This is a genomic window from Brevundimonas albigilva (assembly GCF_023503965.1).
GTDB classification, from domain to species: domain Bacteria; phylum Pseudomonadota; class Alphaproteobacteria; order Caulobacterales; family Caulobacteraceae; genus Brevundimonas; species Brevundimonas albigilva.
This window is the reverse complement of the sequence record NZ_CP097298.1, coordinates 222,195-242,973: the sequence shown is the minus strand read 5'-3', so window position 1 is coordinate 242,973 and position 20,779 is coordinate 222,195. Positions and strand designations below refer to the sequence as shown.

At 70.1% G+C, this 20,779-nt stretch carries 22 protein-coding genes, 1 other RNA gene and 4 pseudogenes; 12 read left to right on the top strand and 15 right to left on the bottom strand.

Features of this window, described 5'->3' with window-relative positions; translation table 11 throughout:
* Positions 1-18 precede the first annotated feature (18 nt).
* The 4 genes from MU852_RS01290 to MU852_RS01275 are packed head-to-tail and all read left to right on the top strand — an operon-like array spanning position 19 to position 2,960.
* Entirely contained in the window at positions 19-753 is a 735-nt protein-coding gene (locus MU852_RS01290; protein ID WP_347342364.1) for an SURF1 family protein, read from the top strand.
* Entirely contained in the window at positions 750-2,081 is a 1,332-nt protein-coding gene (locus MU852_RS01285; protein ID WP_249750691.1) for an ATP-binding protein, read from the top strand. Before MU852_RS01290 ends, MU852_RS01285 begins: the two co-directional genes overlap by 4 nt.
* Positions 2,071-2,607, top strand: a complete 537-nt coding sequence (locus tag MU852_RS01280; RefSeq protein WP_249750690.1) for a response regulator transcription factor — start codon at positions 2,071-2,073, stop codon at positions 2,605-2,607. The genes MU852_RS01285 and MU852_RS01280 overlap by 11 nt, the downstream gene beginning before the upstream one ends.
* A gap of 59 nt (positions 2,608-2,666) precedes the next feature.
* Positions 2,667-2,960, top strand: a complete 294-nt coding sequence (locus MU852_RS01275; RefSeq protein WP_249750689.1) for a hypothetical protein — start codon at positions 2,667-2,669, stop codon at positions 2,958-2,960.
* Here MU852_RS01275 and MU852_RS01270 read toward each other — a convergent pair.
* A complete protein-coding gene (locus tag MU852_RS01270; protein ID WP_283843728.1) occupies positions 2,957-3,655 on the bottom strand; it encodes an MBL fold metallo-hydrolase in 699 nt (232 codons plus the stop codon). The genes MU852_RS01275 and MU852_RS01270 overlap by 4 nt on opposite strands.
* A 62-nt stretch (positions 3,656-3,717) precedes the next feature.
* Positions 3,718-5,327 (bottom strand): annotated as a pseudogene (locus tag MU852_RS01265) (amino acid permease).
* Positions 5,328-5,470: 143 nt separating this feature from the next.
* Between MU852_RS01265 and hrpB the strand changes: the two are divergent.
* The 3 genes and pseudogenes from hrpB to MU852_RS01255 all read left to right on the top strand — a co-directional run.
* The gene (gene hrpB / locus MU852_RS01260; protein ID WP_249750688.1) at positions 5,471-7,906 is read left to right on the top strand and encodes an ATP-dependent helicase HrpB; all 2,436 of its coding nucleotides are present in this window, start codon (positions 5,471-5,473) and stop codon (positions 7,904-7,906) included.
* Positions 7,907-7,965: 59 nt separating this feature from the next.
* Positions 7,966-8,358 (top strand): annotated as a pseudogene (locus tag MU852_RS17635) (MFS transporter); the annotation flags it as partial.
* A gap of 40 nt (positions 8,359-8,398) precedes the next feature.
* Positions 8,399-9,247, top strand: a pseudogene (locus tag MU852_RS01255) (MFS transporter); the annotation flags it as partial.
* Here MU852_RS01255 and MU852_RS01250 read toward each other — a convergent pair.
* Positions 9,244-9,462, bottom strand: a complete 219-nt coding sequence (locus MU852_RS01250; protein WP_249750687.1) for a ribbon-helix-helix domain-containing protein — start codon at positions 9,460-9,462, stop codon at positions 9,244-9,246. The pseudogene MU852_RS01255 and the gene MU852_RS01250 overlap by 4 nt on opposite strands.
* A gap of 4 nt (positions 9,463-9,466) precedes the next feature.
* On the bottom strand, positions 9,467-9,796 hold the full coding sequence (locus MU852_RS01245; RefSeq protein ID WP_249750686.1) for a YbaY family lipoprotein: 330 nt from the start codon (positions 9,794-9,796) through the stop codon (positions 9,467-9,469).
* Positions 9,797-9,986: 190 nt separating this feature from the next.
* Between MU852_RS01245 and MU852_RS01240 the strand changes: the two genes are divergently transcribed.
* Positions 9,987-10,871, top strand: coding sequence for a DMT family transporter (locus tag MU852_RS01240; protein ID WP_249750685.1), 885 nt, complete (start codon positions 9,987-9,989; stop codon positions 10,869-10,871).
* A gap of 4 nt (positions 10,872-10,875) precedes the next feature.
* Here MU852_RS01240 and MU852_RS01235 read toward each other — a convergent pair whose 3' ends face one another.
* A complete protein-coding gene (locus tag MU852_RS01235) occupies positions 10,876-11,052 on the bottom strand; it encodes a DUF4169 family protein (RefSeq protein ID WP_249750684.1) in 177 nt (58 codons plus the stop codon).
* A gap of 71 nt (positions 11,053-11,123) precedes the next feature.
* Here MU852_RS01235 and MU852_RS01230 point away from each other — a divergent pair, with 71 nt between their 5' ends.
* Positions 11,124-11,363, top strand: a complete 240-nt coding sequence (locus MU852_RS01230; RefSeq protein WP_249750683.1) for a DUF2171 domain-containing protein — start codon at positions 11,124-11,126, stop codon at positions 11,361-11,363.
* 72 nt (positions 11,364-11,435) lie between these two features.
* Here the strand turns inward: MU852_RS01230 and fumC are convergent, their stop codons facing one another.
* The gene (fumC, locus tag MU852_RS01225; RefSeq protein ID WP_249750682.1) at positions 11,436-12,827 is read right to left on the bottom strand and encodes a class II fumarate hydratase; all 1,392 of its coding nucleotides are present in this window, start codon (positions 12,825-12,827) and stop codon (positions 11,436-11,438) included.
* A 74-nt stretch (positions 12,828-12,901) separates the two neighbouring features.
* Between fumC and MU852_RS01220 the strand changes: the two genes are divergently transcribed.
* The gene (locus MU852_RS01220; RefSeq protein ID WP_249750681.1) at positions 12,902-13,255 is read left to right on the top strand and encodes a RusA family crossover junction endodeoxyribonuclease; all 354 of its coding nucleotides are present in this window, start codon (positions 12,902-12,904) and stop codon (positions 13,253-13,255) included.
* A 5-nt stretch (positions 13,256-13,260) separates the two neighbouring features.
* Here the strand turns inward: MU852_RS01220 and MU852_RS01215 are convergent, their stop codons facing one another.
* The 3 genes from MU852_RS01215 to miaA all read right to left on the bottom strand — a co-directional run bounded on the left by MU852_RS01215 (position 13,261) and on the right by miaA (position 15,098).
* Positions 13,261-13,731 (bottom strand): SspB family protein, encoded by a 471-nt coding sequence (locus MU852_RS01215; protein WP_249750680.1) that lies wholly within the window; start codon positions 13,729-13,731, stop codon positions 13,261-13,263.
* A 114-nt stretch (positions 13,732-13,845) separates the two neighbouring features.
* Positions 13,846-14,213, bottom strand: a transfer-messenger RNA (tmRNA) gene (gene ssrA / locus MU852_RS01210).
* Positions 14,214-15,098, bottom strand: coding sequence for a tRNA (adenosine(37)-N6)-dimethylallyltransferase MiaA (gene miaA / locus MU852_RS01205; RefSeq protein ID WP_249750679.1), 885 nt, complete (start codon positions 15,096-15,098; stop codon positions 14,214-14,216).
* Positions 15,099-15,171: 73 nt separating this feature from the next.
* On the opposite strand from miaA, the gene MU852_RS01200 reads away from it, so the two are divergent.
* The gene (locus tag MU852_RS01200) at positions 15,172-16,239 is read left to right on the top strand and encodes an Mrp/NBP35 family ATP-binding protein (protein WP_249750678.1); all 1,068 of its coding nucleotides are present in this window, start codon (positions 15,172-15,174) and stop codon (positions 16,237-16,239) included.
* Here the strand turns inward: MU852_RS01200 and MU852_RS01195 are convergent.
* The 6 genes from MU852_RS01195 to MU852_RS01170 form a co-directional block, all read right to left on the bottom strand.
* Positions 16,236-16,556, bottom strand: a complete 321-nt coding sequence (locus MU852_RS01195; RefSeq protein WP_249750677.1) for a YbjQ family protein — start codon at positions 16,554-16,556, stop codon at positions 16,236-16,238. The genes MU852_RS01200 and MU852_RS01195 overlap by 4 nt on opposite strands.
* Before the next feature lie 10 nt (positions 16,557-16,566).
* Positions 16,567-17,094 (bottom strand): dihydrofolate reductase, encoded by a 528-nt coding sequence (locus MU852_RS01190; RefSeq protein ID WP_249750676.1) that lies wholly within the window; start codon positions 17,092-17,094, stop codon positions 16,567-16,569.
* On the bottom strand, positions 17,091-17,402 hold the full coding sequence (locus MU852_RS01185) for a nucleoside triphosphate pyrophosphohydrolase family protein (protein WP_249750675.1): 312 nt from the start codon (positions 17,400-17,402) through the stop codon (positions 17,091-17,093). The genes MU852_RS01190 and MU852_RS01185 overlap by 4 nt, the downstream gene beginning before the upstream one ends.
* Before the next feature lie 7 nt (positions 17,403-17,409).
* Positions 17,410-18,261 (bottom strand): alpha/beta hydrolase family protein, encoded by an 852-nt coding sequence (locus MU852_RS01180; protein WP_249750674.1) that lies wholly within the window; start codon positions 18,259-18,261, stop codon positions 17,410-17,412.
* A gap of 29 nt (positions 18,262-18,290) precedes the next feature.
* Complete coding sequence (locus tag MU852_RS01175) at positions 18,291-19,148, bottom strand: thymidylate synthase (RefSeq protein WP_249750673.1); 858 nt, start codon at positions 19,146-19,148, stop codon at positions 18,291-18,293.
* 67 nt (positions 19,149-19,215) lie between these two features.
* A complete protein-coding gene (locus tag MU852_RS01170; protein ID WP_249750672.1) occupies positions 19,216-19,758 on the bottom strand; it encodes a DUF924 family protein in 543 nt (180 codons plus the stop codon).
* Between MU852_RS01170 and ilvC the strand changes: the two are divergent.
* A pseudogene (ilvC, locus tag MU852_RS01165) lies at positions 19,757-20,777 on the top strand (ketol-acid reductoisomerase). The gene MU852_RS01170 and the pseudogene ilvC overlap by 2 nt on opposite strands.
* Positions 20,778-20,779: the final 2 nt, after the last annotated feature.

Genomic DNA, 20,779 nt, shown 5'->3' with positions numbered 1-20,779 from the left:
CGACCGCAGGAGCCCGCCATCACGTCCGATCGGACCCGTCCGCCGCGCCGCGCCTCCGCCCTGGGATGGGCCGGCGTCGGCGCGGCGCTGCTGTTCGCCGGCTTCGTCGCCCTGGGCGTCTGGCAACTGCAGCGACTGGCCTGGAAGACCGAACTGATCGCCCAGGTCGACGCCCGGGTCCACGCCGCGCCCGTTCCCGCGCCGGGTCCGGCGCAATGGCCCGCCGTGAACCCCACGGACGACCCGTACCGGCGGGTCAGCGTCCACGGCGTCTTCCTGAACGACCGCGAGACCCTGGTGCAGGCGGTCACGGACCTGGGCGGCGGCTTCTGGGTGATGACGCCGATGCGCACGGACCGGGGGTTCGTGGTTCTGGTCAACCGCGGCTTCATTCCGCCCGAGCGCCGTGATCGCGCCAGCCGCCCGACGCCGCGAGGGCCGCAGTCGGTCACCGGCCTGCTGCGCATGGCCGAGCCGGGCGGCGGGTTCCTGCGCCGCAACGACCCCGCGGCGGACCGCTGGTTCTCGCGCGACGTGGACGCGATCGCCCGGGCCAAGGGCCTGGCTGACGCGGCGCCCTATTTCATCGACGCCGAGGCGGGCGCGCCGGACGCCTGGCCCCGAGGCGGCCTGACCGTGATCCGCTTCGCCAACAGCCACCTGATCTACGCCCTGACGTGGTTCGGCATGGCCGCGCTGACGCTGGTCGGGTTCGGCGTCTTCGTGCGCGAGCGGCGGCGGAGGCGGGCGTGACCTCGGGCGTCGAGCGGCTGCTGGGGCTAGGCGGCTGGCGCGAGCAGGTCGCGTCGCACGACGGCGCGAACCGGCGCAACCTGCTGCTGCTGATCCAGTTGCGCTGGCTGGCGGCCGCCGGGCAGGTGGCCACGATCCTGATCGTCCACTACGCCATGAAGATCCCGCTACCGCTGTTCTGGCTGCTGGCGGCGCCGGCGGCGCTGGCGGTGCTGAACCTGGTCAGCGCGCCCGTCGTGGCGCGTCGGCAGGGGGTGTCGGATCGGGAACTGATGCTGGCGCTGGTGTTCGATGTCGCGGCCCTGACCTGGCAGCTCTACCTGACCGGGGGACCGGCCAATCCGTTCGTATCGCTGTATCTGCTGCAGGTCGTGCTGGGCGCGGTGATGCTGGCCCCGGCCTACGCCTGGGCGCTGATCGCGGCGACCAGCCTGTGTTTCGCGGCCCTGGGGCTGCACAACCAGCCGCTGGCCCTGCCGCCCACGCGCGAGGACGCGCTGCTGAGCCTGTATCTGCAGGGCAGCCTGATCAGCTTCGTCCTGATGGCGGTGCTGCTGGTGCTGTTCGTCACCCGGATCGCGGCGAATCTGCGTGAGCGGGACGCGGCGATGGCGGCCATGCGCCAGCAGGCGATCGAGCACGACCACATCGTGCGGATGGGGCTGCTGGCGTCCGGCGCGGCGCACGAGCTGGGCACGCCGCTGGCCTCGCTGTCGGTGATCCTGAGCGACTGGAAGCGGATGCCGGCCCTGGCGGACGACCCGGACCTGGTTCAGGACATGACGGTGATGCGCGCCGAGGTCGAACGCTGCAAGGCCATCGTCACCGGCATTCTGATGTCCGCGGGCGAGGCGCGGGGCCAGGCGCCCGAACGCACCACCGTGCGCGCCTTCCTGGCCGGGGTGGTCGAGGGCTGGAACGGCGGCGAGGTGCGCGCCGAGGTCCGCGACGGCCTGGCCTTCGATCCCGTCATCATCGCCGATCCGGCGTTGCGCCAGGTGCTGGGCGTGCTGTTCGACAACGCCGCCGAGGCGGGCGCGCGTCATGTCGTGATCTCGACCCGGATGGTCGACGAGGTGCTGCGGATCGACGTGCGCGACGACGGGCCGGGGTTCCACCCGGACGTGCTGGCGCGGCTGGGACAGCCCTACACCTCGACCAAACCGCGGCCCGGGGCTGGACTGGGGCTGTTCCTGCTGGTGAATGTCATCCGCTCGCTGGGCGGATCGGTCGAGGCGGGCAACCCGCCGGCCGGCGGCGGCGAGGTCCGCCTGAGCCTGCCGCTGGCGTCGCTGACGCCGAACGAGGAGACGGACGATGGCCGATGAGAGCCGCCTGTTGCTGATCGTCGAGGACGACGAATCCTTTTCGTCCACCCTGCGGCGCTCGTTCGAACGGCGCGGCTACACCGTACTGGTCGCCGCGGGCCCCGAGGCGATGGAGATGGTACTGAAGACGCGCCGGCCGGGGTACGCCGTGGTCGACCTGAAGCTGGGCGCCGCGTCCGGCCTGAGCTGCGTGGAGCGTCTGCACGCCTTTGACCCGGGCATGAACATCGTCGTCCTGACCGGTTTCGCCAGCATCGCCACGGCGGTCGAGGCCATCAAGCTGGGCGCGCGCCACTATCTGGCCAAGCCCGCCAGCACTGACGACATAGAGGCGGCCTTCGGCCGGGCGGAAGGCGACGCCGCCGCGCCGCTGGGTGCGCGTCCGACGTCGATCAAGACGCTGGAATGGGAACGCATCCACGAGGTGCTCGCCGAAACCGACTTCAACATCTCCGAAACGGCGCGCCGGCTGGGAATGCACCGCCGCACCCTGGCGCGCAAGCTGGAGAAGCGGCAGGTCACCTGAGCGGGAACCCGCGCCGGGGCCGGGGGTTGATCGCTCGACAGACCAGCGGAGATTTCAGCATGACCCAGACCCCCATCGCCCCGGCCAGCCCCGACGACATCGTTCTGGAAGACGACAGCCTGACCCATCGGCTGGATGTCGCGGCCGACGAGATGATCGCCGCCGGCGAACGCCGCAGCTTCGATCGCCCGGACTCCCTGCGCGGCGCCGTAAAGGCCGACGCGGCCCGCCTGCGTGAAGGCGTCGAGGACGGCGTCGTCCAGGCCCGCGAGCGGATCCGCCAGTCGCCCGAGCGCGCGACGCTTTACGCCCTGGGGATCGGCGTGATCCTGGGGATGCTGCTGCGGCGTTAAGCCGGGCCGCTGGCGGGGCGCGTCAGCGGAGCGCGCCTGAGAGCGGCGTCCGAGACGAACGGATTGGCGCGCCGCTCTTCCCCGAAGGTCGAGATCGGCCCGTGGCCGGGCACGAAGGTCACGTCGTCGCCCATCGGCCACAGCTTGTCGACCACCGAGCGGATCAGGGCCGGCGGGTCGCTCATAGGAAAGTCGGTGCGGCCGACCGAGCCCTTGAACAGGACGTCGCCGACCTGGGCGAAGCGGGCGGCGCGATTGAAGAAGACGACATGGCCGGGCGTGTGTCCCGGGCAATGGCGCACCTCCCACACCGTTTCGCCCAGGGCGACGGTGTCGCCGTCCTCCAGCCACCGATCGGGGGTGAAGGGACGCGCGTCCGGCAAGCCGTACATCCGACCCGATTCGACGATGCGGTCGATCCAGAACTGATCGGCGGCCTGGGGGCCGATGATCTTGGCCCCGGCCTTCTCCTGCATCTCCGCGGCGCCCCCGGCGTGGTCCAGGTGCGCATGGGTGATCCAGATCTGGTCTAGGGTCAGCCCCCGCCGCGCGACTTCGCCCAGCACCGCATCGACCGACCCGCCGGGATCGATCACGGCGGCCTTGTTGGTGGCGGCGCACCACACGGTCGTGCAGTTCTGCTGAAGCGGCGTGACGGGCGTGACGAAGACGCCGATGGGCGAGGACTGGCTCATGGCCTCTTCAATAGGGATGCAAGGGCCAAAAAAGAAGGCGGCCCGAAGGCCGCCTTCCGTCGTTATCGGCGCTCTTCGTCCGAGCCCGGCGCGGGCGCGCCCGGCATCGGCGGCACCGGTCCCGGAGGCGCGTCCGGGGACAGTTCCGGCACATCGACGATGCCGCGGCCCACGTGGCTCTTGCGGAAGCCGTAGATGAAATAGATCACCAGGCCGATGGCGCCCCAGATGGGCAAGACCATCTTGGCGTCGTGGGGCAGGTTCCAGAACAGCGCCAGGCAGCCCAGGGCCGACAGCGGCGCGATGACCCAGACCGCCGGCGTCTTGAACGGCCGGTGACGGTTCGGATCCTTGACCCGCAGCATCAGCACCGCGATCGACACCATGAAGAAGGCGAACAGCGTGCCCGAGTTGGAGATGTCCGCCAGCTGTCCGACGGGGAACAAGGCGCCGGCGATGGCCACCGCGATGCCGGTGAACAGGGTCACGATGTAGGGCGTCTTCCACTTGGAATGCATCTTGGTCAGGCCTTCCGGCAGCAGACCGTCGCGCGCCATGACGAAGAAGATGCGGGTCTGGCCGAAGATCATCATCAGGATGACCGACGGCAGGGCCAGCAAGGCGGCGGTTCCCAGGGCGTTGCCGACCTGCGGGTGCCCGATGACGCGCAGGACATGCGCCAGCGCTTCGTTCGAGCAGACCAGCCGGTCGGCGTTCTCGGTCAGGGCGCAGGCGGCCATGAAGGCGGCCGATCCCGGTTGGACGGCCGAACCGTCGGCGGCCAGGACCGGCTGCGCGCCGATGGCGCCCGCCGCGCCCAGCGCGACCAGCAGGTAGAAGACGGTGCAGAAGGCCAGCGAGCCGATCAGGCCGATGGGCACGTTGCGTTGCGGATTCTTGGTTTCCTCGGCCGCCGTCGATACGGCGTCGAAGCCGACATAGGCGAAGAAGATCGAGGCGGCGGCCCCGACGATGCCCATGCCCGAATAGGCGCCGAACATTCCGTTGGGCGCGAACGGCGACAGATTGGCCGTCTCGACGACCGGCAGGGTCAGGGCGATGAAGATGGTCAGGGCCACGACCTTGATGGCCACCAGGATGGCGTTGACGCGCGCCGATTCCGTGGTGCCGATGATCAGCAGGCCGGTGACGGCCAGGGCCACGATGATGGCCGGAACATTGATCAGGCCGACCGAGAAGTCCGGCGTCGGGATCAGGCCGTTCATCGACCAGGCGGGTCCGGCCGACAACATGTCCGGGAAGTCGATCCCAGCCCTTTCTCGATCAGCCCCAGCACATAGCCCGACCAGCCGACCGACACGGCCGAGGCCGCCACGGCGTATTCGAGAATCAGCGCCCAGCCCACGCACCAGGCCAGAAGCTCGCCCATGACGGCGTAGGTGTAGGTGTAGGCCGAGCCCGACACCGGCGCCATCGAGGCCAGTTCCGAATAGCAGAGCGCCGCCACGGCGCAGACCGCGCCGGCGATGACGAAGCTGATCATCATGCCCGGCCCGGCCTTCTGCGCGGCCGCGGCCGTCAGCACGAAGATGCCGGTGCCGATGATGGCCCCGATGCCCAGCAATGTCAGTTGGATCGGACCCAGCGACCGGTGAAGCGATTTCTTCTCGGCCGTGGCCAGAATCGCGTCGAGCGACTTAACGCGCCACATAATTACCCCCACGTTTTACGGCAGCCCTCGCTGCGTCGGGCGGGACGCTAGCGGCCTACGCCCGGCCGCGCAACGCGGATGACGGCGCGGTTAACGCCAGACGACGCTTTCGTGATCGCCCCGCGCCGGGCTAGAGCCGTCCGATGCTGCCGATCCACGCCGTGCTCGATCCGCTGAAGGCCGCCCTGTCGGGGGCCAATACGGCCGTGCTGGCGGCGCCGCCCGGCGCGGGGAAGACCACCGTGGTTCCCCTGGCCCTGCTGGATCAGCCGTGGCTGGGGGACGGCAAGGTCCTGGTGCTGGAACCGCGACGCTTGGCCGCGCGCGCGGCCGCCGACCGCATGGCTTCCGTCCTGGGCGAGAGCGCGGGCGGCCAGGTCGGCTATCGCACCCGGTTGCAGAGCCGCATCGGCCCCCGCACCCGCATCGAGGTCGTCACCGAGGGCGTCTTCACCCGCATGATCCTGGACGACCCCGGCCTGGAGGGGATCGGCGCGGTCCTGTTCGACGAGTTTCACGAGCGCAGCCTGGACGCCGACCTGGGCCTGGCCCTGGCGCGCGAGACGCAAGGGGCGTTGCGCGAGGATCTGCGCCTGCTGGTGATGTCGGCCACATTGGATGTGGCGGGCGTGTCGCGCCTGCTGGGCGGCGCGCCGGTGATAGAGGCGCAGGGGCGGGCCTATCCGGTCCAGACCCGCTATCTCGGCCGCAATCCGCCCGAACGGTTCGAGGAGGCGATGGCGCGCGCCTGCCTGACCGCCCTGGGAGAGGAGACAGGCTCCGTCCTGGCCTTCCTGCCGGGGCAGGGCGAAATCCACCGCGTGGCCCGTCTGGTCGGCGAGCGGCTGCGTCTGCCGAACGTGGACGTCGTGCCGCTGTACGGCGGCCTGGACCGGACCGAGCAGGACCGGGCGATCGCGCCGGCCGCGCCGGACCGGCGCAAGCTGGTGCTGGCGACCTCGGTGGCCGAGACCAGCCTGACCATCGACGGGGTGCGGGTGGTGATCGACGGCGGCCTGTCGCGCGTGCCCCGGTTCGAGCCGTCCAGCGGCCTGACCCGGTTGGCGACGGTGCGGGTCAGCCGCTCCTCGGCCGAGCAACGGCGGGGCCGTGCGGGCCGCACCCAGCCGGGCGTCTGCTACCGCCTGTGGGACGAGGAACAGACGCGCGGCCTGGTTCCACATCAGAAGCCGGAGATCCAGGAGGCGGACCTGACCGGGCTGGCGCTGGACCTGGCGCGCTGGGGCGCGCGCTCGACCGAGGGCCTGGCGTTGCTGGATCCGCCGCCGGCCGGGGCGATGGCGGAGGCGCGCAAGGTTCTGGGCCGCCTGGGCGCGCTGGACGCCGACGGCGGGCTGACGGCGCATGGGCGGCGTCTGACCCGCATCCCGCTGTCGCCGCGGCTGGCGCACATGGTCGCCATCGCCTCGGACGACGGCGACGCCCTGACGGGAGCCCGCATCGCCGCCCTGCTGAGCGAGCCGGGGCTGGGCGGCTCCAGCGTCGACCTGGCCGACCGGCTGGCGGCGTTGGCGCGCGATCGTTCCCCGCGCGCGCAGGATGCGGAAAAGCTGGCCGGGCGCTGGGCCAAGGCGGCGGGCGGCGGCGTCGGGCGCGTGGTCGAGCCAGGACTGCTGCTGGCCGAGGCCTTTCCCGAGCGCATCGCGCGCGCCAAGGGCCGGCCGGGCGAACTTCTGCTGGCCAGCGGACGCGGCGCCCTGCTGGACCCCGCAGACCATCTCGCGCGCGAAACCTGGCTGGCGGTCGGCGAACTGGGCGGCGGCGACGCCCGCGACCGGGTCCGCCTGGCCGCCGCGCTGGACGAGGAAACGCTGCGCGCCCGCCTGTCGCGCCTGATCGAGACCGAGGACCGCCTGGCGCGCGAGCCGTCGGGCCGGCCGGTGATCCGACGGGTCCGGCGCATCGGGGCCGTCGTGCTGGACGAGAGGATCGTCGGGGCCCCGGATGCGGCCCAGCTGGCCGCCGCCCTGCGCGCCGAGGTGGAGGCTGAGGGGCTGGCGGGATTGCGCTGGGGCGAGCAGTCGACGGCGCTGCGGGCCCGCCTGGCGTTTCTGCGCGGGCTGGACGACGCCTGGCCGGACGTGTCCGACGCAGGCCTGGCGGCCGCGCGCGAGACGTGGCTGTGGCCGCTTCTGGACGGCGCGCGTTCGCTGGAGACGATCGCCGACGCGCGTCTGGCGGACGGCCTTCGCGCCTTGATCCCGTGGGACTTGCAGCGCCGGCTGGACGAGCTGGCGCCGGTCCGGCTGACCACGCCGCTGGGTTCGGCGGCCATCGACTATGCGGCGGAGGGCGGTCCGCGCGTCGACATCCGCGTTCAGGAGCTGTTCGGCGTGACGACCCATCCGACCGTCGGCGGCGGGCGGGTTCCTCTGACGCTGGCTCTGCTGTCGCCGGCGCGCCGGCCGGTGCAGGTGACCCGGGACCTGCCCGGCTTCTGGGCCGGCTCGTGGGCGGCCGTCCGGTCCGAGATGCGCGGCCGCTATCCTCGCCATCCGTGGCCGGACAATCCCGCCGAGGCGTCCCCCACCACCCGCGCCAAGCCGCGCGGGACGTGATCGCGCTTGACGACGCGCCCGCCGGGCGGGCATCGCAGGCGCATAAGAGGGGAGAAACCATGGCCGACGCCGTCCTGCCCAGGAACTCGACCGGTCGGGTGCTGTTCGCCAGCCTGATCGGCACGACGATCGAGTTCTTCGACTTCTACATCTACGCCACGGCGGCGGTGCTGGTGTTTCCCGCCCTGTTCTTTCCCGGCGACGATCCGCTGACCTCGACGCTGTCGTCCTTCGCCACCTTCGCCATCGCCTTCTTCGCCCGCCCCGTGGGGGCGGTGGCGTTCGGCCATTTCGGCGATCGGGTGGGACGCAAGGCCACCCTGGTGGCGGCCCTGTTGACGATGGGGCTGTCGACGGTGGCGATCGGCCTTCTGCCCACCTACGCCCAGGCGGGCGTGGTCGCGCCGATGCTGCTGGCGCTTTGCCGCTTCGGCCAGGGGCTGGGACTGGGCGGCGAGTGGGGCGGGGCGGTCCTGCTGGCGACCGAGAACGCGCCGCCCGGGAAAGAAGGCCTGGTTCGGCATGTTCCCGCAACTGGGCGCACCCATCGGCTTCATCCTGTCGACCAGCGCCTTCATCCTGCTGACGGCCAGCCTCAGCGAGGAGGCCTTCCTGAGCTGGGGATGGCGCGCGCCCTTCCTGGCCAGCGCGGTGCTGGTGTTCGTGGGGCTGTGGGTGCGGATGAAGATCACCGAGACGCCCGAGTTCAAGACGGCGGTGGAACGCCACGAGCGGGTGCGCGCGCCGGTCGTCAGCCTGTTTCAGCGGCACAAGGCGGCGCTGGTTCTGGGCACGCTGGGCGCCACGACCACCTTCGTCCTGTTCTATCTGATGACCGTCTTCGCCCTGGGATGGGCCACGACCGGCATGGGGCTGGCGCGGGCCGACGTCCTGCCGGTCCAGCTGATCGGCGTGCTGTTCTTTGCCGCCCTGATCCCCGTGACCGCGCTGGCGGCGGACAAGTTCGGCCAGGTCAGGGTCCTGATCGCCTCCACAATCGGCATCGGCCTGTTCGGCGCCCTTTTCGCGCCCCTGCTGCACGGCGGATTGAGCGGGCTGCTGATCTTCTTCGCCCTGGGTTTCGCCTTGATGGGCTGCACCTACGGGCCGCTGGGCGCGGCGATGGCGCGGCCGTTCCCGACGGCGGTGCGCTATACCGGGGCGTCGATGGCGTTCAACCTGGCAGGCATATTGGGGGCGTCGCTGGCGCCCTATGTCGCGCTGAAGCTGGCGCAGGCGTGGGGGCCGGCGGCGGTCGGCGGCTATCTGTCGGCGGCGGCGCTGCTGACCGCCCTGGCGCTGTGGGGCATGGGGCGGGTGCTGCCGGAGGACAGGACCTAATCCGCCCCCTGGCGGGCCCATTCAAGCGCCAGGACGCGACAGGCCGAGGCCAGCGGCCGCCGGCCCCGGCCGGCGTCGATCTCGGCCAGCAGCCCGGCCTTGCTGAGGCCGCGCGATTTCGCCACCCGGTCCAGGACCTCCCAAAACTCGGGCTCCAGCGCCACCGAGGTGGCGTGACCGGCCAGAACGACCGATCGTTTCGTCAGCCCCGACACCCGATCAGCGAGCCGATTTAAGGATGATGTCGGCCGACGCGGGCGCCCCTTGCGTCAGCACGGCGTGGCGGGTGTCCGTGACGAAGACCAGCCGGCCGTCCGCATCGCGGATGTCGGCGCGGGCGGCGTAGGTGTGGCGGGGATCGATCTGGCCGGTGGGAACGCCCAGCGTCACGGCGTAGGGCGGCCCGCCCTCCAGCGGCTTGCGGGTCTCGGCCAGCACGACGGCGGGGGCGTCGGCCAGGCTGACATCCTCGATCCGCACCGTCAGCACATGGCCCGGAGGCAACATGATGCGCTCCCGGTAGGTGGAGGTGACGGAGACGGTCGTCATGCCAGTAGAGGCATTCGGCCCCGGCGTCGCGGCGCAGGCGGCCAGGACGAGGGCGGCGGGCAATATCATCGGCGCATGACGCATCGGGGTCTCCGTGGCTCGGTTCAGTGTGTCACAGTCGGGCGCAAGACGTGAGCGGCGCCGAGGCGACACTGATGTTAAGCGAGCTTTGCCGTTTGGAGTTCCCGTCTTGAGCCGATCCGCCGCCATCCTGGCCATCGTCGTCTGCGCCCTGATCTGGGGCACGACATGGTTCGCCATAACCCTGCAGCTGGGGCCGGTCGACCCCATCGCGTCGATCGTCTGGCGCTTCGGCCTGGCTGCGGCCCTGCTGTTCGCCGGATGCGCGGCGACCCGCCGGCCGCTGCGCCTGGATCGCGCCCAGCACCTGGCCGCGGCGGGGCAGGGGGCCTTCGTCTTCGCGGTCAGCTACGGCTTCGTCTATGCGGCCGAGGAGAACGTCGCTTCGGCCGTGGTGGCGGTGATCTTCGCCGCCCTGGCCTTCGTCAACCTGGTCCTGTTTCGCGTCCTGGTGAGACAGAAGGCCGCGCCCGGCGCATGGCTGGGCGCCGCGCTGGGCGTGGTCGGGGTCGCCGTGCTGTCGCTGGGCCAGCTGTCGGGGGCGGGGGCCGGCGCGGCGCCTGCGCTGGGCGTGGGTTTCGCCCTGGTCGCGGTCATGGCCTCGGCGCTGGGCAACTGGTTCGCCTGGCGGGGTCAGCAGGCGGGCGCCCCGGTGATCCCGGCGACCGCCTGGGCGATGGCCTACGGCACGGGGATGCTGGCGCTCTACGGCGTGGCGACGGGGGTGGAGTGGCGGATCGAGCCCAGCGCGGCCTATCTGCTGTCCCTGCTGCACCTGTCGATCCTGGGCTCGGTCGTGGCCTTCGCCCTGTATTTCACCCTCGCCCGCCATCGCGGCTACGCCCAGGCCAGCTATATCTCCGCCCTGACGCCGCCCATAGCCATGGGGGTGTCGGTGCTGTTCGAGGACGCGTGTTTCGGGTGGAGCGCCGTGATCGGACTGGTCCTGGTCCTGGCGGGGCAGGTCTTGCTGATCCGCGCGCCCAAGGCCTGAGGGGTCAATCCTCCCGCTTGTGCCCGTCGATGTGACGCTCCGCGCGTTCACGCTCGGTTCGAGCGGTCTTCTTCTCCGCTGCCGTTCGCCCGTGAGCCGCGCGATTGGCGGCGGCGCGCGCCTTGTCCTTGGCCTTGTCCCGCGCCTTGCGCGCGCGGTTCAGGTTGACGATTTCGCCCATGCTCAAGCTCCGCCGTTCGAAACCCGTCGCCGCCCAAAGCATTCTGGGGACAGGCAACGAAAGGAAACATCATGGTAGACGCCTCCCTCATCAAGGAACACCTGGAAGTGGTCGGTTCGGACGGCGGGCACGTCGGCCGCGTGGACCACGTTCTGGGCGACCAGATCGAACTGGCGAAGATGGATCTGGCCGGCGGCTTCAAGCACCACATGATCCCGGTCAGCTGGGTCGAGCGCGTGGACGACAAGCACGTCCACCTGAACCTGACCAAGGACGAGGCCAAGGCCCGCTGGACCGAAAAGCCGCACTGAGGCGCCTCGCCTTGATGACAAAAGGCCCCGCCGATCCGGCGGGGCCTTTTTCGTTTCGCGTTCGATCGGCGCCTACTGCGGCGCGATCATCTTTTCGGGGCGCACGTATTCATCGAACTCCTCGTTCGTCAGATAGCCGCCGCCGACGGCTTCCTCGCGCAGGGTGGTGCCGTTCTTGTGCGCCGTCTTGGCGATCTTGGCGCAGGTGTCGTAGCCCAGCTTGGCGTTCAGCGCCGTGACCAGCATCAGGCTGTTCTCCAGGCCCCGCTTGATGTTGTCCTCGCGCGGCTCGATGCCGACGACGCAATTGTCGGTGAAGCTGACGGCCGCGTCCGCCACCAGGCGCACCGACTGCAGGAAGTTGTAGGCCATCACCGGATTGAAGACGTTCAGTTCGAAATGACCTTGCGAGTCGGCGAAGGTCAGGGTGGCGTGGTTGCCGAACACCTGGGCGCACACCTGGGTCAGGGCCTCGCACTGGGTCGGATTGACCTTGCCCGGCATGATGGACGAACCCGGCTCGTTTTCCGGCAGGGCCAGTTCGCCCAGCCCCGAGCGCGGGCCCGAGCCCAGGAAGCGGATGTCGTTGGCGATCTTGAACAGCGACGCGGCGACCGTGTTGATCGCGCCGTGGCTGAAGACCATGGCGTCGTGGGCGGCCAGGGCCTCGAACTTGTTCGGCGCGGTCTTGAACGGCAGACCTGTGATCTGGGCGACGCGATCCGCCACCCCTTCCGCAAAGCCGATCGGCGCGTTCAGGCCGGTGCCGACCGCGGTGCCGCCCTGGGCCAGTTCCATCAGCTTGGGCAGGGTCTGCTCGATCCGCTCGATTCCGTTGCGAACCTGCGCCGCGTAACCGCCGAACTCCTGGCCCAGCGTAAGGGGCGTGGCGTCCTGGGTGTGGGTGCGGCCGATCTTGATGATGCCCTTCCAGGCCTCGGCCTTGTCGTTCAACGCATTGCCCAGCTTCTGCAGCGCCGGGAGCAGGCGGTGCACCACCTCTTCGGCGCAGGCCACGTGCATGGCCGTCGGATAGGTGTCGTTGGACGACTGGCTCATGTTGACGTGGTCGTTGGGATGGACAGGCTTTTTGGAGCCCATCTCGCCGCCCAGGATTTCGATGGCGCGGTTCGAGATCACCTCATTGGCGTTCATGTTCGACTGGGTGCCCGAACCCGTCTGCCAGACGACCAGCGGGAAGTGGTCGTTCAGCTTGCCCTCGATGACTTCGTTGGCGGCCTGGATGATGGCGTCGGCCAGCTTGGGGTCCAGCTTGCCCAGGTCGCGATTGGTCTCGGCCGCCGCGCGCTTGACGACGCCCAGCGCCCGCACGACCGGCAGGGGCTGCTTTTCCCAGCCGATCTTAAAGTTGCCCAGCGAGCGCTGCGCCTGGGCGCCCCAGTAACGGTCGGCGGCGACCTCGATCGGGCCGAAGGTGTCGGTTTCGGTGCGGACGTTGCTCATGGGACTCGTCTTCCGGCGTGGCTTTGCGTTGCGCAGGCGTGTAGCACGGACGCCATGCAGGGCAAGGCGAAGGCATGACGGCGGGCTGGATCGGTACCGGCAAGGTGCGGGCGCGCGAGGACGGCCAGGCCGTCGAGATCGTCATCGACGGCCTGACCACCCAAGCCAAATACTACAAGCCCCTGGTCTATGAGTTCATGCGCAAGGAATGGCGCGGCGCGCGCCCGGCCTGGGGCGATCATGTCGTCGAGATCCGCATGGAGCACGTCGGCGACCCGCCCTGGATGGACCTGGACAACCTGGCCAAGGCGCTGCTGGACGCCATCAAGGGCTATCTGTTCCATGACGACGCCCAGGTCGCCCGCCTGCTGGTCGAACGCCATGAAGGCGAGCGCGAGCGGATCACGATCCGCGCCTATCCGCGATAACGCGCCTATTTCTTGCGGAACTGGTCCAGCGAGACGACCTTGGGGCCGTCATCGGACGGCGGGGTCGGCTCGGGCGGGGTGGGCTCCTCGACGGCTTCGTTGATTTCCGGCGCCTCGAACTGCAGCAGGAACTGGACGCTGGGATCGTAGAAGCGCGTCACCGCCGAATAGGGCATGGCCAGGGTCTTGGGCACGCCGCCGAAGCGCAGCTTGACTGAGAAGCGGTCCGCCTCGACCCGCAGATCGTCATACTGGTGCTGGAGCACGACCGTCATTTCATCGGGATATTTGGCCAGGATGTCGGGCGACACCGAAACGCCTGGGGCCCGGGTCTTGAAGGTGATGTAGAAATGATGCGCGCCCGGCAGGCCGTCGGCGACGACCCGCTCCAGCGCCGCACGCACGACGCCGCGCAGCGCCTCGTGGGCCAGCCGCTCGTAATTCATCTCGTCGACCGGAGGGGCCTGGTCGGTCATCGTCACCTCGCTTCAGTGCGCGACTGATAGCGGCGACCGTGCGCGGGCGAAAGATGGCATGAAGGTAAAGCGCCGGGATTCTGTCGCCAGGCGCGCGAAGGGCTTTCGAGGTGGAGTGGAGGGCTTCTGTTGCCAGGCGCCCTCCGGGCCCCGCCCAGGGATCTGAACCCCTAGGACTTAAGATCTGAAATCACTCGAACCGCATTACGCGGCGAGAGCGACTTCTCCAGCGAAGTTATCGTTCGCAGTTAGATAAAGGCCCGATACGGTGGGCCAGGACGAGCGAAAGCAATCCTCTTTACACGTCCGTCGATGCTAGTCGGCCCCAGGCTGCCTCCGCCGATAACGCGGGGAAGAAGATGGTGGAGCCGCCGGGAATCGCACCCGGGTCCGGTCCGCTTATTACAGGCGCCTTTATCGCCATAGTCCGGCCGAGGCCGGACAGGCTCAATATAGGCGGTCGGCGCTCGATCTCCAAGCCGTCATGCGACCCCGGACGCGCGACGCCATTGCGGCGTCTGGTTGCGAAACCAGGTCAGCTGGCGCTTGGCATAGTTGCGCGTGGCCTGTTTCAGGGCGTCCGTCGCCTGCTCGCGCGAGCATCGGCCCTCCAGAAAGTCCGCCAGTTCCCGCACGCCGACAGCCTTCATGGCGGGCAGCGACGGGTCCAACCCACGCGCCAGCAGCGTCTCCACCTCCGCCAAGGCGCCGTCCGTCATCATCCGGTCCACGCGCCGGTCGCAGGCGTCATAGAGAGCGACGCGGTCGGGCTCCATCACCATCCCCCGCCAGGCCTCCGGGGCCAGCAGCGGGCGGGTCTGCGCGCGCCAGGCGCTGAGCGGGCGGCCGCTGGCGGTCAGCACGCTCATGGCGCGGATCAGCCTCTGCCGGTCGCCGCGCTCGATCGCGGCCGCCGCATCGGGGTCGGCCTCGGCCAGACGGGCGCGGAAGGCGGTTTCCCCCTGCGTCTCATAGTCTCGCTCGACCGCCTCGCGCACCTCCAATGGCACATCGGGAATATCGGCCAGGCCTCGGGTCAGGCTCGTGAAATAGAGCCCCGTACCGCCGACCAGGACGAGGGGGCGGCCATCCGCGCCCAGGCGCTCGATCTCGGCCATCGCCGCGCGGCTCCAGCGGCCCGCCGACCAGGCGTCCGCCGCGTCCGCGACGCCGTACAGTCGATGCTCGGCCTGGGCCTCGTCCTCCTGGCTGGGCCGGGCGGTCAGGACCCGCAGATCGGCGTAGAGCTGCTGGCTGTCAGCGTTGAGGATGACCGCTCCCGTCTCGCGCGCCAGCTTCAGCGCCAGGGCGGACTTGCCCGAGGCGGTCGGGCCGGCGATGAGGGTGATTGAAGGCTGTTGCGACAAATCCAGGCTCGCGGGCGGCGTCCGTCGGCGATAGAACGCGCGCCTTCCCGTCCGCAAGCCCCCGGAGGCCGCCTTGGTCGAACGTTCCGCCGTCATCGCCGCCCTGGACGCCGTCATCGACCCGGCGTCGGGCCGGGGGCTGGTCGCCGCCGGCCTGGTGCAGGGCCTGGTGGTCGGCGAGGACCGCGCCGGTTTCGCCCTGGAGGTCGACGGCGCCAGGGCGGCGCTCTACGCTCCCGTTCGCGACGCCGCAGAGGCGGCCCTGAAGGCGCTTCCCGGCCTGGCGCGCGCATCGGTGATCCTGACGGCCGAGGCCAGGCCGGCCGCCGCGCCGCGCACCGCCGGCCTTTCCAGGGCCGCCGTCGACCAGGGGCGACCCAAGGCGCCGGTCCCGACCGATCGCCCGGCGCACGTCCGCCGCGTCCTGGCCGTGGCCAGCGGCAAGGGCGGGGTGGGCAAGTCCACCGTCGCCGTCAACCTGGCCGCCGCCCTGGCGACGCGCGGACTGTCGGCCGGCGTCCTGGACGCCGACGTCTATGGACCCTCGCTGCCGACCATGCTGGGGATCGCCGGCCAGCCCGCCTATGAGGACGGCGCCATCGTTCCGCATCAGGCGCACGGGTTGAAGGCCATGTCGGTCGGCTTGCTGACCCGGATGGACGACGCCATGATCTGGCGCGGGCCCATGGCGTCGCAGGCCATCACCCAGATGCTGACCCAGACGCGCTGGGGAACCGCCGAGGCGCCGCTGGACGTGCTGGTGGTCGACCTGCCGCCGGGGACCGGCGACGTGCAACTGACCTTGATCCAGAAGACGCCGCTGGACGGCGCGGTCGTTGTCTCCACGCCGCAGGAGGTGGCCCTGGCCGACGCCCGCCGCGCCCATACCCTGTTCCAGAAGGTCGGCGTGCCGACCCTGGGCCTGATCGAGAACATGAGCGGCCCGGTCTTCGGCCAGGGCGGGGCCGAGGCCGAGGCCGCGCGCCTGGGCGTGCCCTTCCTGGGCGACCTGCCGCTGGACGCCGCCGTGCGTCAGGCGGGCGATGCGGGACGGCCCGTCGTCCTGGCCGACCCGTCGGGAGAGATCGCCGGCCGCTTCGCTGCGGTGGCGGCGCGGGTGGCGGCGGAACTGGGTCTCTAGGCCGGCTCGACCACCACGGCGGTTCCATAGGCCAGCACCTCGGTCACGCCGGGCATGATCTCGGTGGCGTCGTAGCGGACGGCCAGGATGGCGTTCGCGCCGTGGGCCTGGGCGTGCTTGACCAGTTCGTCATACGCCTCTTGCCGCCCGGCCTCGGCCAGCTTGACATAGGCGCCGACCCGTCCGCCCAGCATCGACTGGACCCCGCCGATGGCGTCGGAGATGGCGTTGCGCGAGCGCACCGTCACGCCGCGCACCAGGCCGATGTTGCGGGTGACGCGAAAGCCCGGCAGGTCGTTGGTCGTGGTCACATACATGGCGGCCTCCTTATCGCCGTTCCAGCACGCGGAAGGTGAAGGCGTGGTCGTCCTTCTCGCCGGCCGGGTGCGTCTCCGACGATACCTCGGTCCAGGCCTCGGCGTCGAACGCCGGGAAGAACGCGTCGCCCTCGGGCGCGGCGTCGACCTCGGTGATGTACAGCCGGCGGGCGCGGGGCAGAGCGGCCTCGAACAGGGCCGTGCCGCCGATGACGCAGATTTCGCCGACGCCGTCTTCCTCGGCCGTCTCGCGCGCGATCTCGATAGCCTCATCCAGCGTGCCGCAGACCAGCGCACCCTTGGACAGCCCTTCGGCCTCGTACGACTGGTCGCGGGTCAGGACCAGATTCAGCCGGCCGGGCAGGGGGCGCAGCGGCAGGCTCTCCCAGGTCTTGCGCCCCATCAGGCAGGGCTTGCCGATGGTGATGGCCTTGAACCGCTGCAGGTCCGACCGCAGCCGCCAGGGCAGATCGCCGTCACGGCCGATGACCCCGTTGCGCCCGCGCGCGACCACCAGGGACAGGATCGGAATGCTCATGCCGCGTCGCCTTTCCTCGGCTCCAGCCAACGCAGCCATTTGCGCCGCATCGCCTCGTCCAGGTCGACCCCGGCGCGGGCGCAGTAGATCAGCAGCATCCCCAGCACGTCGGCCGCCTCGTCGCCCAGGGCCAGGGCGTCGGGTTTGCCGCGCGCCCGTTGCGACAGGCGCAGATGCTCGGCCGTCAACTCGCCCAGCTCCTCCTGCAGCTTCAGAAGCGCCCAGTCCCGGTCGCGGTCGATGGCGTGTTCGGCCGCATAGATGTCGGAGATGCGCAGGACATCGGCCTGCAACGCCTTCAGATCCATGACGGCCTCAGCGATGCTCGACGGTGACGCCGGGCGCGGACAGCGCGTCCAGCCGGCCCTTGGCCTCGGCGTCGCCCAGGGCGTAGGCGTCCAGAAAATCCTCGGTCGCCCGAACCAGAAGATCGAACTGTTCGCCTTCGGCGGTCGCCGGCGTCTGGTGACCGCCTCCCGCGATCACGATCAGGGTCTTGTCCCCCTCAGGCGCGGTGTCGAACGGCAGGCGGTGATCACGCCAGTCGTCGGCGTAGCCCGGCACGATGTCCTGATCGCCGGTCACGACCAGCAGGGGCGCGGCCAGGGTGCGATAGGTCTCGGGCGTCACCACGACCGGGATGGGGCCGGGCGAGGACAGGGCGATTACGCCCTTCACGGCGGGATCGCCTTGCGGGCCCAGTATGGTGGTCGCGCCGCCTGCGATCAGGGACATCAGCGAACCGAAGGAATGGCCGGCGACGACCAGCGGCTTGCCGAGGTGCTCGCGTTCGGCGACCGCGCGCGTCAGGGCCAGGTCCTCCAATCGCGTCGTCAGGGCGACCTGGCCGTTGGCGCTCCGATCCGGATGCTGCTGGGAATCGACGTGCAGCGGGGCGATGACGGTGAAGCCGTGCGCGGCCCATGCCGACAGCAGTCGCTGATAGGCCTCCGGCGCGCCGCCGAAGCCGTGGCTGAAGACAACGACGCCCCTTTCGTCGGGGGCGGTCCAGGTCGACAGGGGCACGACGCGGCCATCCGGCGTCGTCAGGGTCTGGCGGGTCGACGCGACGGCCGCGGCCTCGGCGCCGGACGGCGAAAAGGCGAGGGCGGGCGTGACCGGCGCCGACAGAAGCGCAAGGCTCGCCAGGACGGCGCGAACGATCATTACGGGCTCCAGGACGGTCGCGCGGCGGCTCACACCGACACAGGCGCCTTGATGTGCGGCCAGGGGGCGTAGTCGCCGAGGGTGAAGTCCGACAGCTGATAGGCGAACAGATCGTCCTTCGGCGCGATCGTCATGGTCGGCAGCGCCAGGGGTTCGCGCGTCAGCTGAAGTTCCGCCTGCTCCAGATGGTTCAGATACAGGTGCGCGTCGCCGAAGGTGTGGACGAACTCGCCCGGCTCCAGCCCGACCACCTGGGCCATCATCATCGTCAGCAGCGCATAGGAGGCGATGTTGAACGGCACGCCCAGGAAGACGTCGGCGCTGCGCTGATACAGCTGGCAGCTCAGCTTGCCGTCCGCGACGAAGAACTGGAACAGGCAGTGGCAGGGCGGCAGCGCCATGTCGTCGACGTCGGCGGGATTCCAGGCGCTGACGATGTGGCGACGGCCGTTGGGGTTGGTCTTCAGTCCGTGAACCAGCTTCTGGATCTGGTCGATGACGCGGCCGTCCGGCGCCGCCCACGACCGCCATTGCTTGCCATATACCGGGCCCAGCTCGCCCTCGGCGTCGGCCCATTCGTCCCAGATGCTGACCCCGTTTTCCTTCAGCCAGCCGATGTTGGTCTCGCCCCGCAGGAACCACAGCAGTTCGACGATGATCGAGCGCAGGTGCAGCTTCTTGGTGGTCAGGACGGGAAAGCCCTTCGACAGGTCGAAGCGCATCTGGCGGCCGAACACGCCCAGCGTCCCGGTGCCCGTCCGGTCGTCGCGCCGCACCCCGTTGTCCAGAATGTCGCGCAGCAGGTTCAGATACTGCCATTCCGGGTGATCCGCCGGCGCGGCGCCGGTGCGGGCCTGAAGTGCAGCGATGGCGACCTGGGCGTTCATGCCGACAGATTGACCCCCGAATCACTCGAACGCCAATCGCTCGCGTGATCCTCTCTTGTGGATCGAATCAGCCGCCGAAGCCGCCTTCGTCCAGGAAGGCCTGTTCCTCGGGCGTGCTTGCGCGACCCAGCGCGGCGTTGCGGTGCGGAAAGCGGCCGAAGCGCACGATGATGTCGCGGTGGATGCGGCCCCATTTCTCCATCTCCGCATCGCCGGCGGCCAGCGCCATGTAGCGGTCCTGGTCCTCGATCCGCTCGGAATGCTCGAACGGCAGCAGGATGAAGTTCTTCATCTCCGGCGCGACCGCCAGATGATGGCCACGCTCGACCGCCATCCGGGCGAACCACAGGGCCAGGGGATCGGTCGCGAACTGGTGCGCCGTGCCGCGAAAGCTGTTTCGTGGATACTGGTCCAGCAGCAGGATCAGGGCCAGCGCTCCCTCGGGCGTCTCCATCCAGTCGTCCAGTTCACGTCGTGCGGCGGCCCAGTGCAGGGCCCGGCCGCTGTCGCGGAACAGGGTGTCGAAGGCGGCGTCCTTGACGAACCACTTTTCGGGCCCGGCCTCTTTCCAGAAGGCGACGACGGCGGATGGCGTTATGAGGACGGTCATGACCCAGACCCTAGCCAATCCCTTGCCCGTCTTCCATGACCGCGACTGCGACCTGTCGATCCTGCGCGGTCGCCGCGTCGCCATGATCGGCTACGGCAGCCAGGGGCGCACCCATGCGCTGAACCTGCGCGATTCGGGCGTGCCCGACATCGTCGTCGGGTTGAAGACGGACTCCAAGACCCGCGAGCTGGCGCTGGCCGACGGCTTTCGCGTCATGACGGCGGGCGAGGCGACCGCCGGCGCCGACGTCGTGGCCGTGATGGTTTCGGACGAGGCGCACCGCGACCTGTGGCGCGACGAACTGGAGCCGAACATCCGCCCCGGCGCGGCCCTGGTCTTCGCCCACGGCCTGTCGGTCCGCTTCGGCCTGGTGCGGCCCCGCCCCGATCTGGACGTGATCCTGGCCTCTCCCAAGGGGATCGGCCCGCGCATCCGCGACCTCTATGAAGCCGGCGAGGGGGTCTTCTGCCTGTTCGGGGTCCAACAGGACGCCACCGGCGGCGCCCATGCGTTGGGCCTGTCCTACGCCGCCGCCCTGGGCTGCGGGCGCAAGGGCATCCTTGAGACCACCATGAAGGACGAGTGCGAGAGCGACCTGTTCGGCGAGCAGGTGGTGCTGTGCGGCGGCGTGGCCGAACTGATCGACGCGGCCTTCATGAAGCTGGTCGACGCCGGCTATCCGCCCGAGGTCGCCTGGTTCGAATGTTTCTACGAGACCAAGCTGGTCACCGACCTGATGTATCAGCGCGGCATCGCCGGAGCCTTCGCCCGCATCTCCAACACCGCCGAGTACGGCGCCTATCTGACGGGTGCGCGAGATCATCAACGCCGCCTCGCGCGCGGCGATGGATCAGGTCCTGGCCGAGGTCCAGGGCGGGGATTTCGTGCGGCGGCTGATGGCCGACTATGACGCCGGCTCGCCGGACCTGCTGGCGCACCGCCAGGCCCTGGGCCAGCGCTACATCGAGCGGGTCGGCGCGCATCTGAACGCCGTGGCTCAGGCGGCGAACGACGCTTGAGC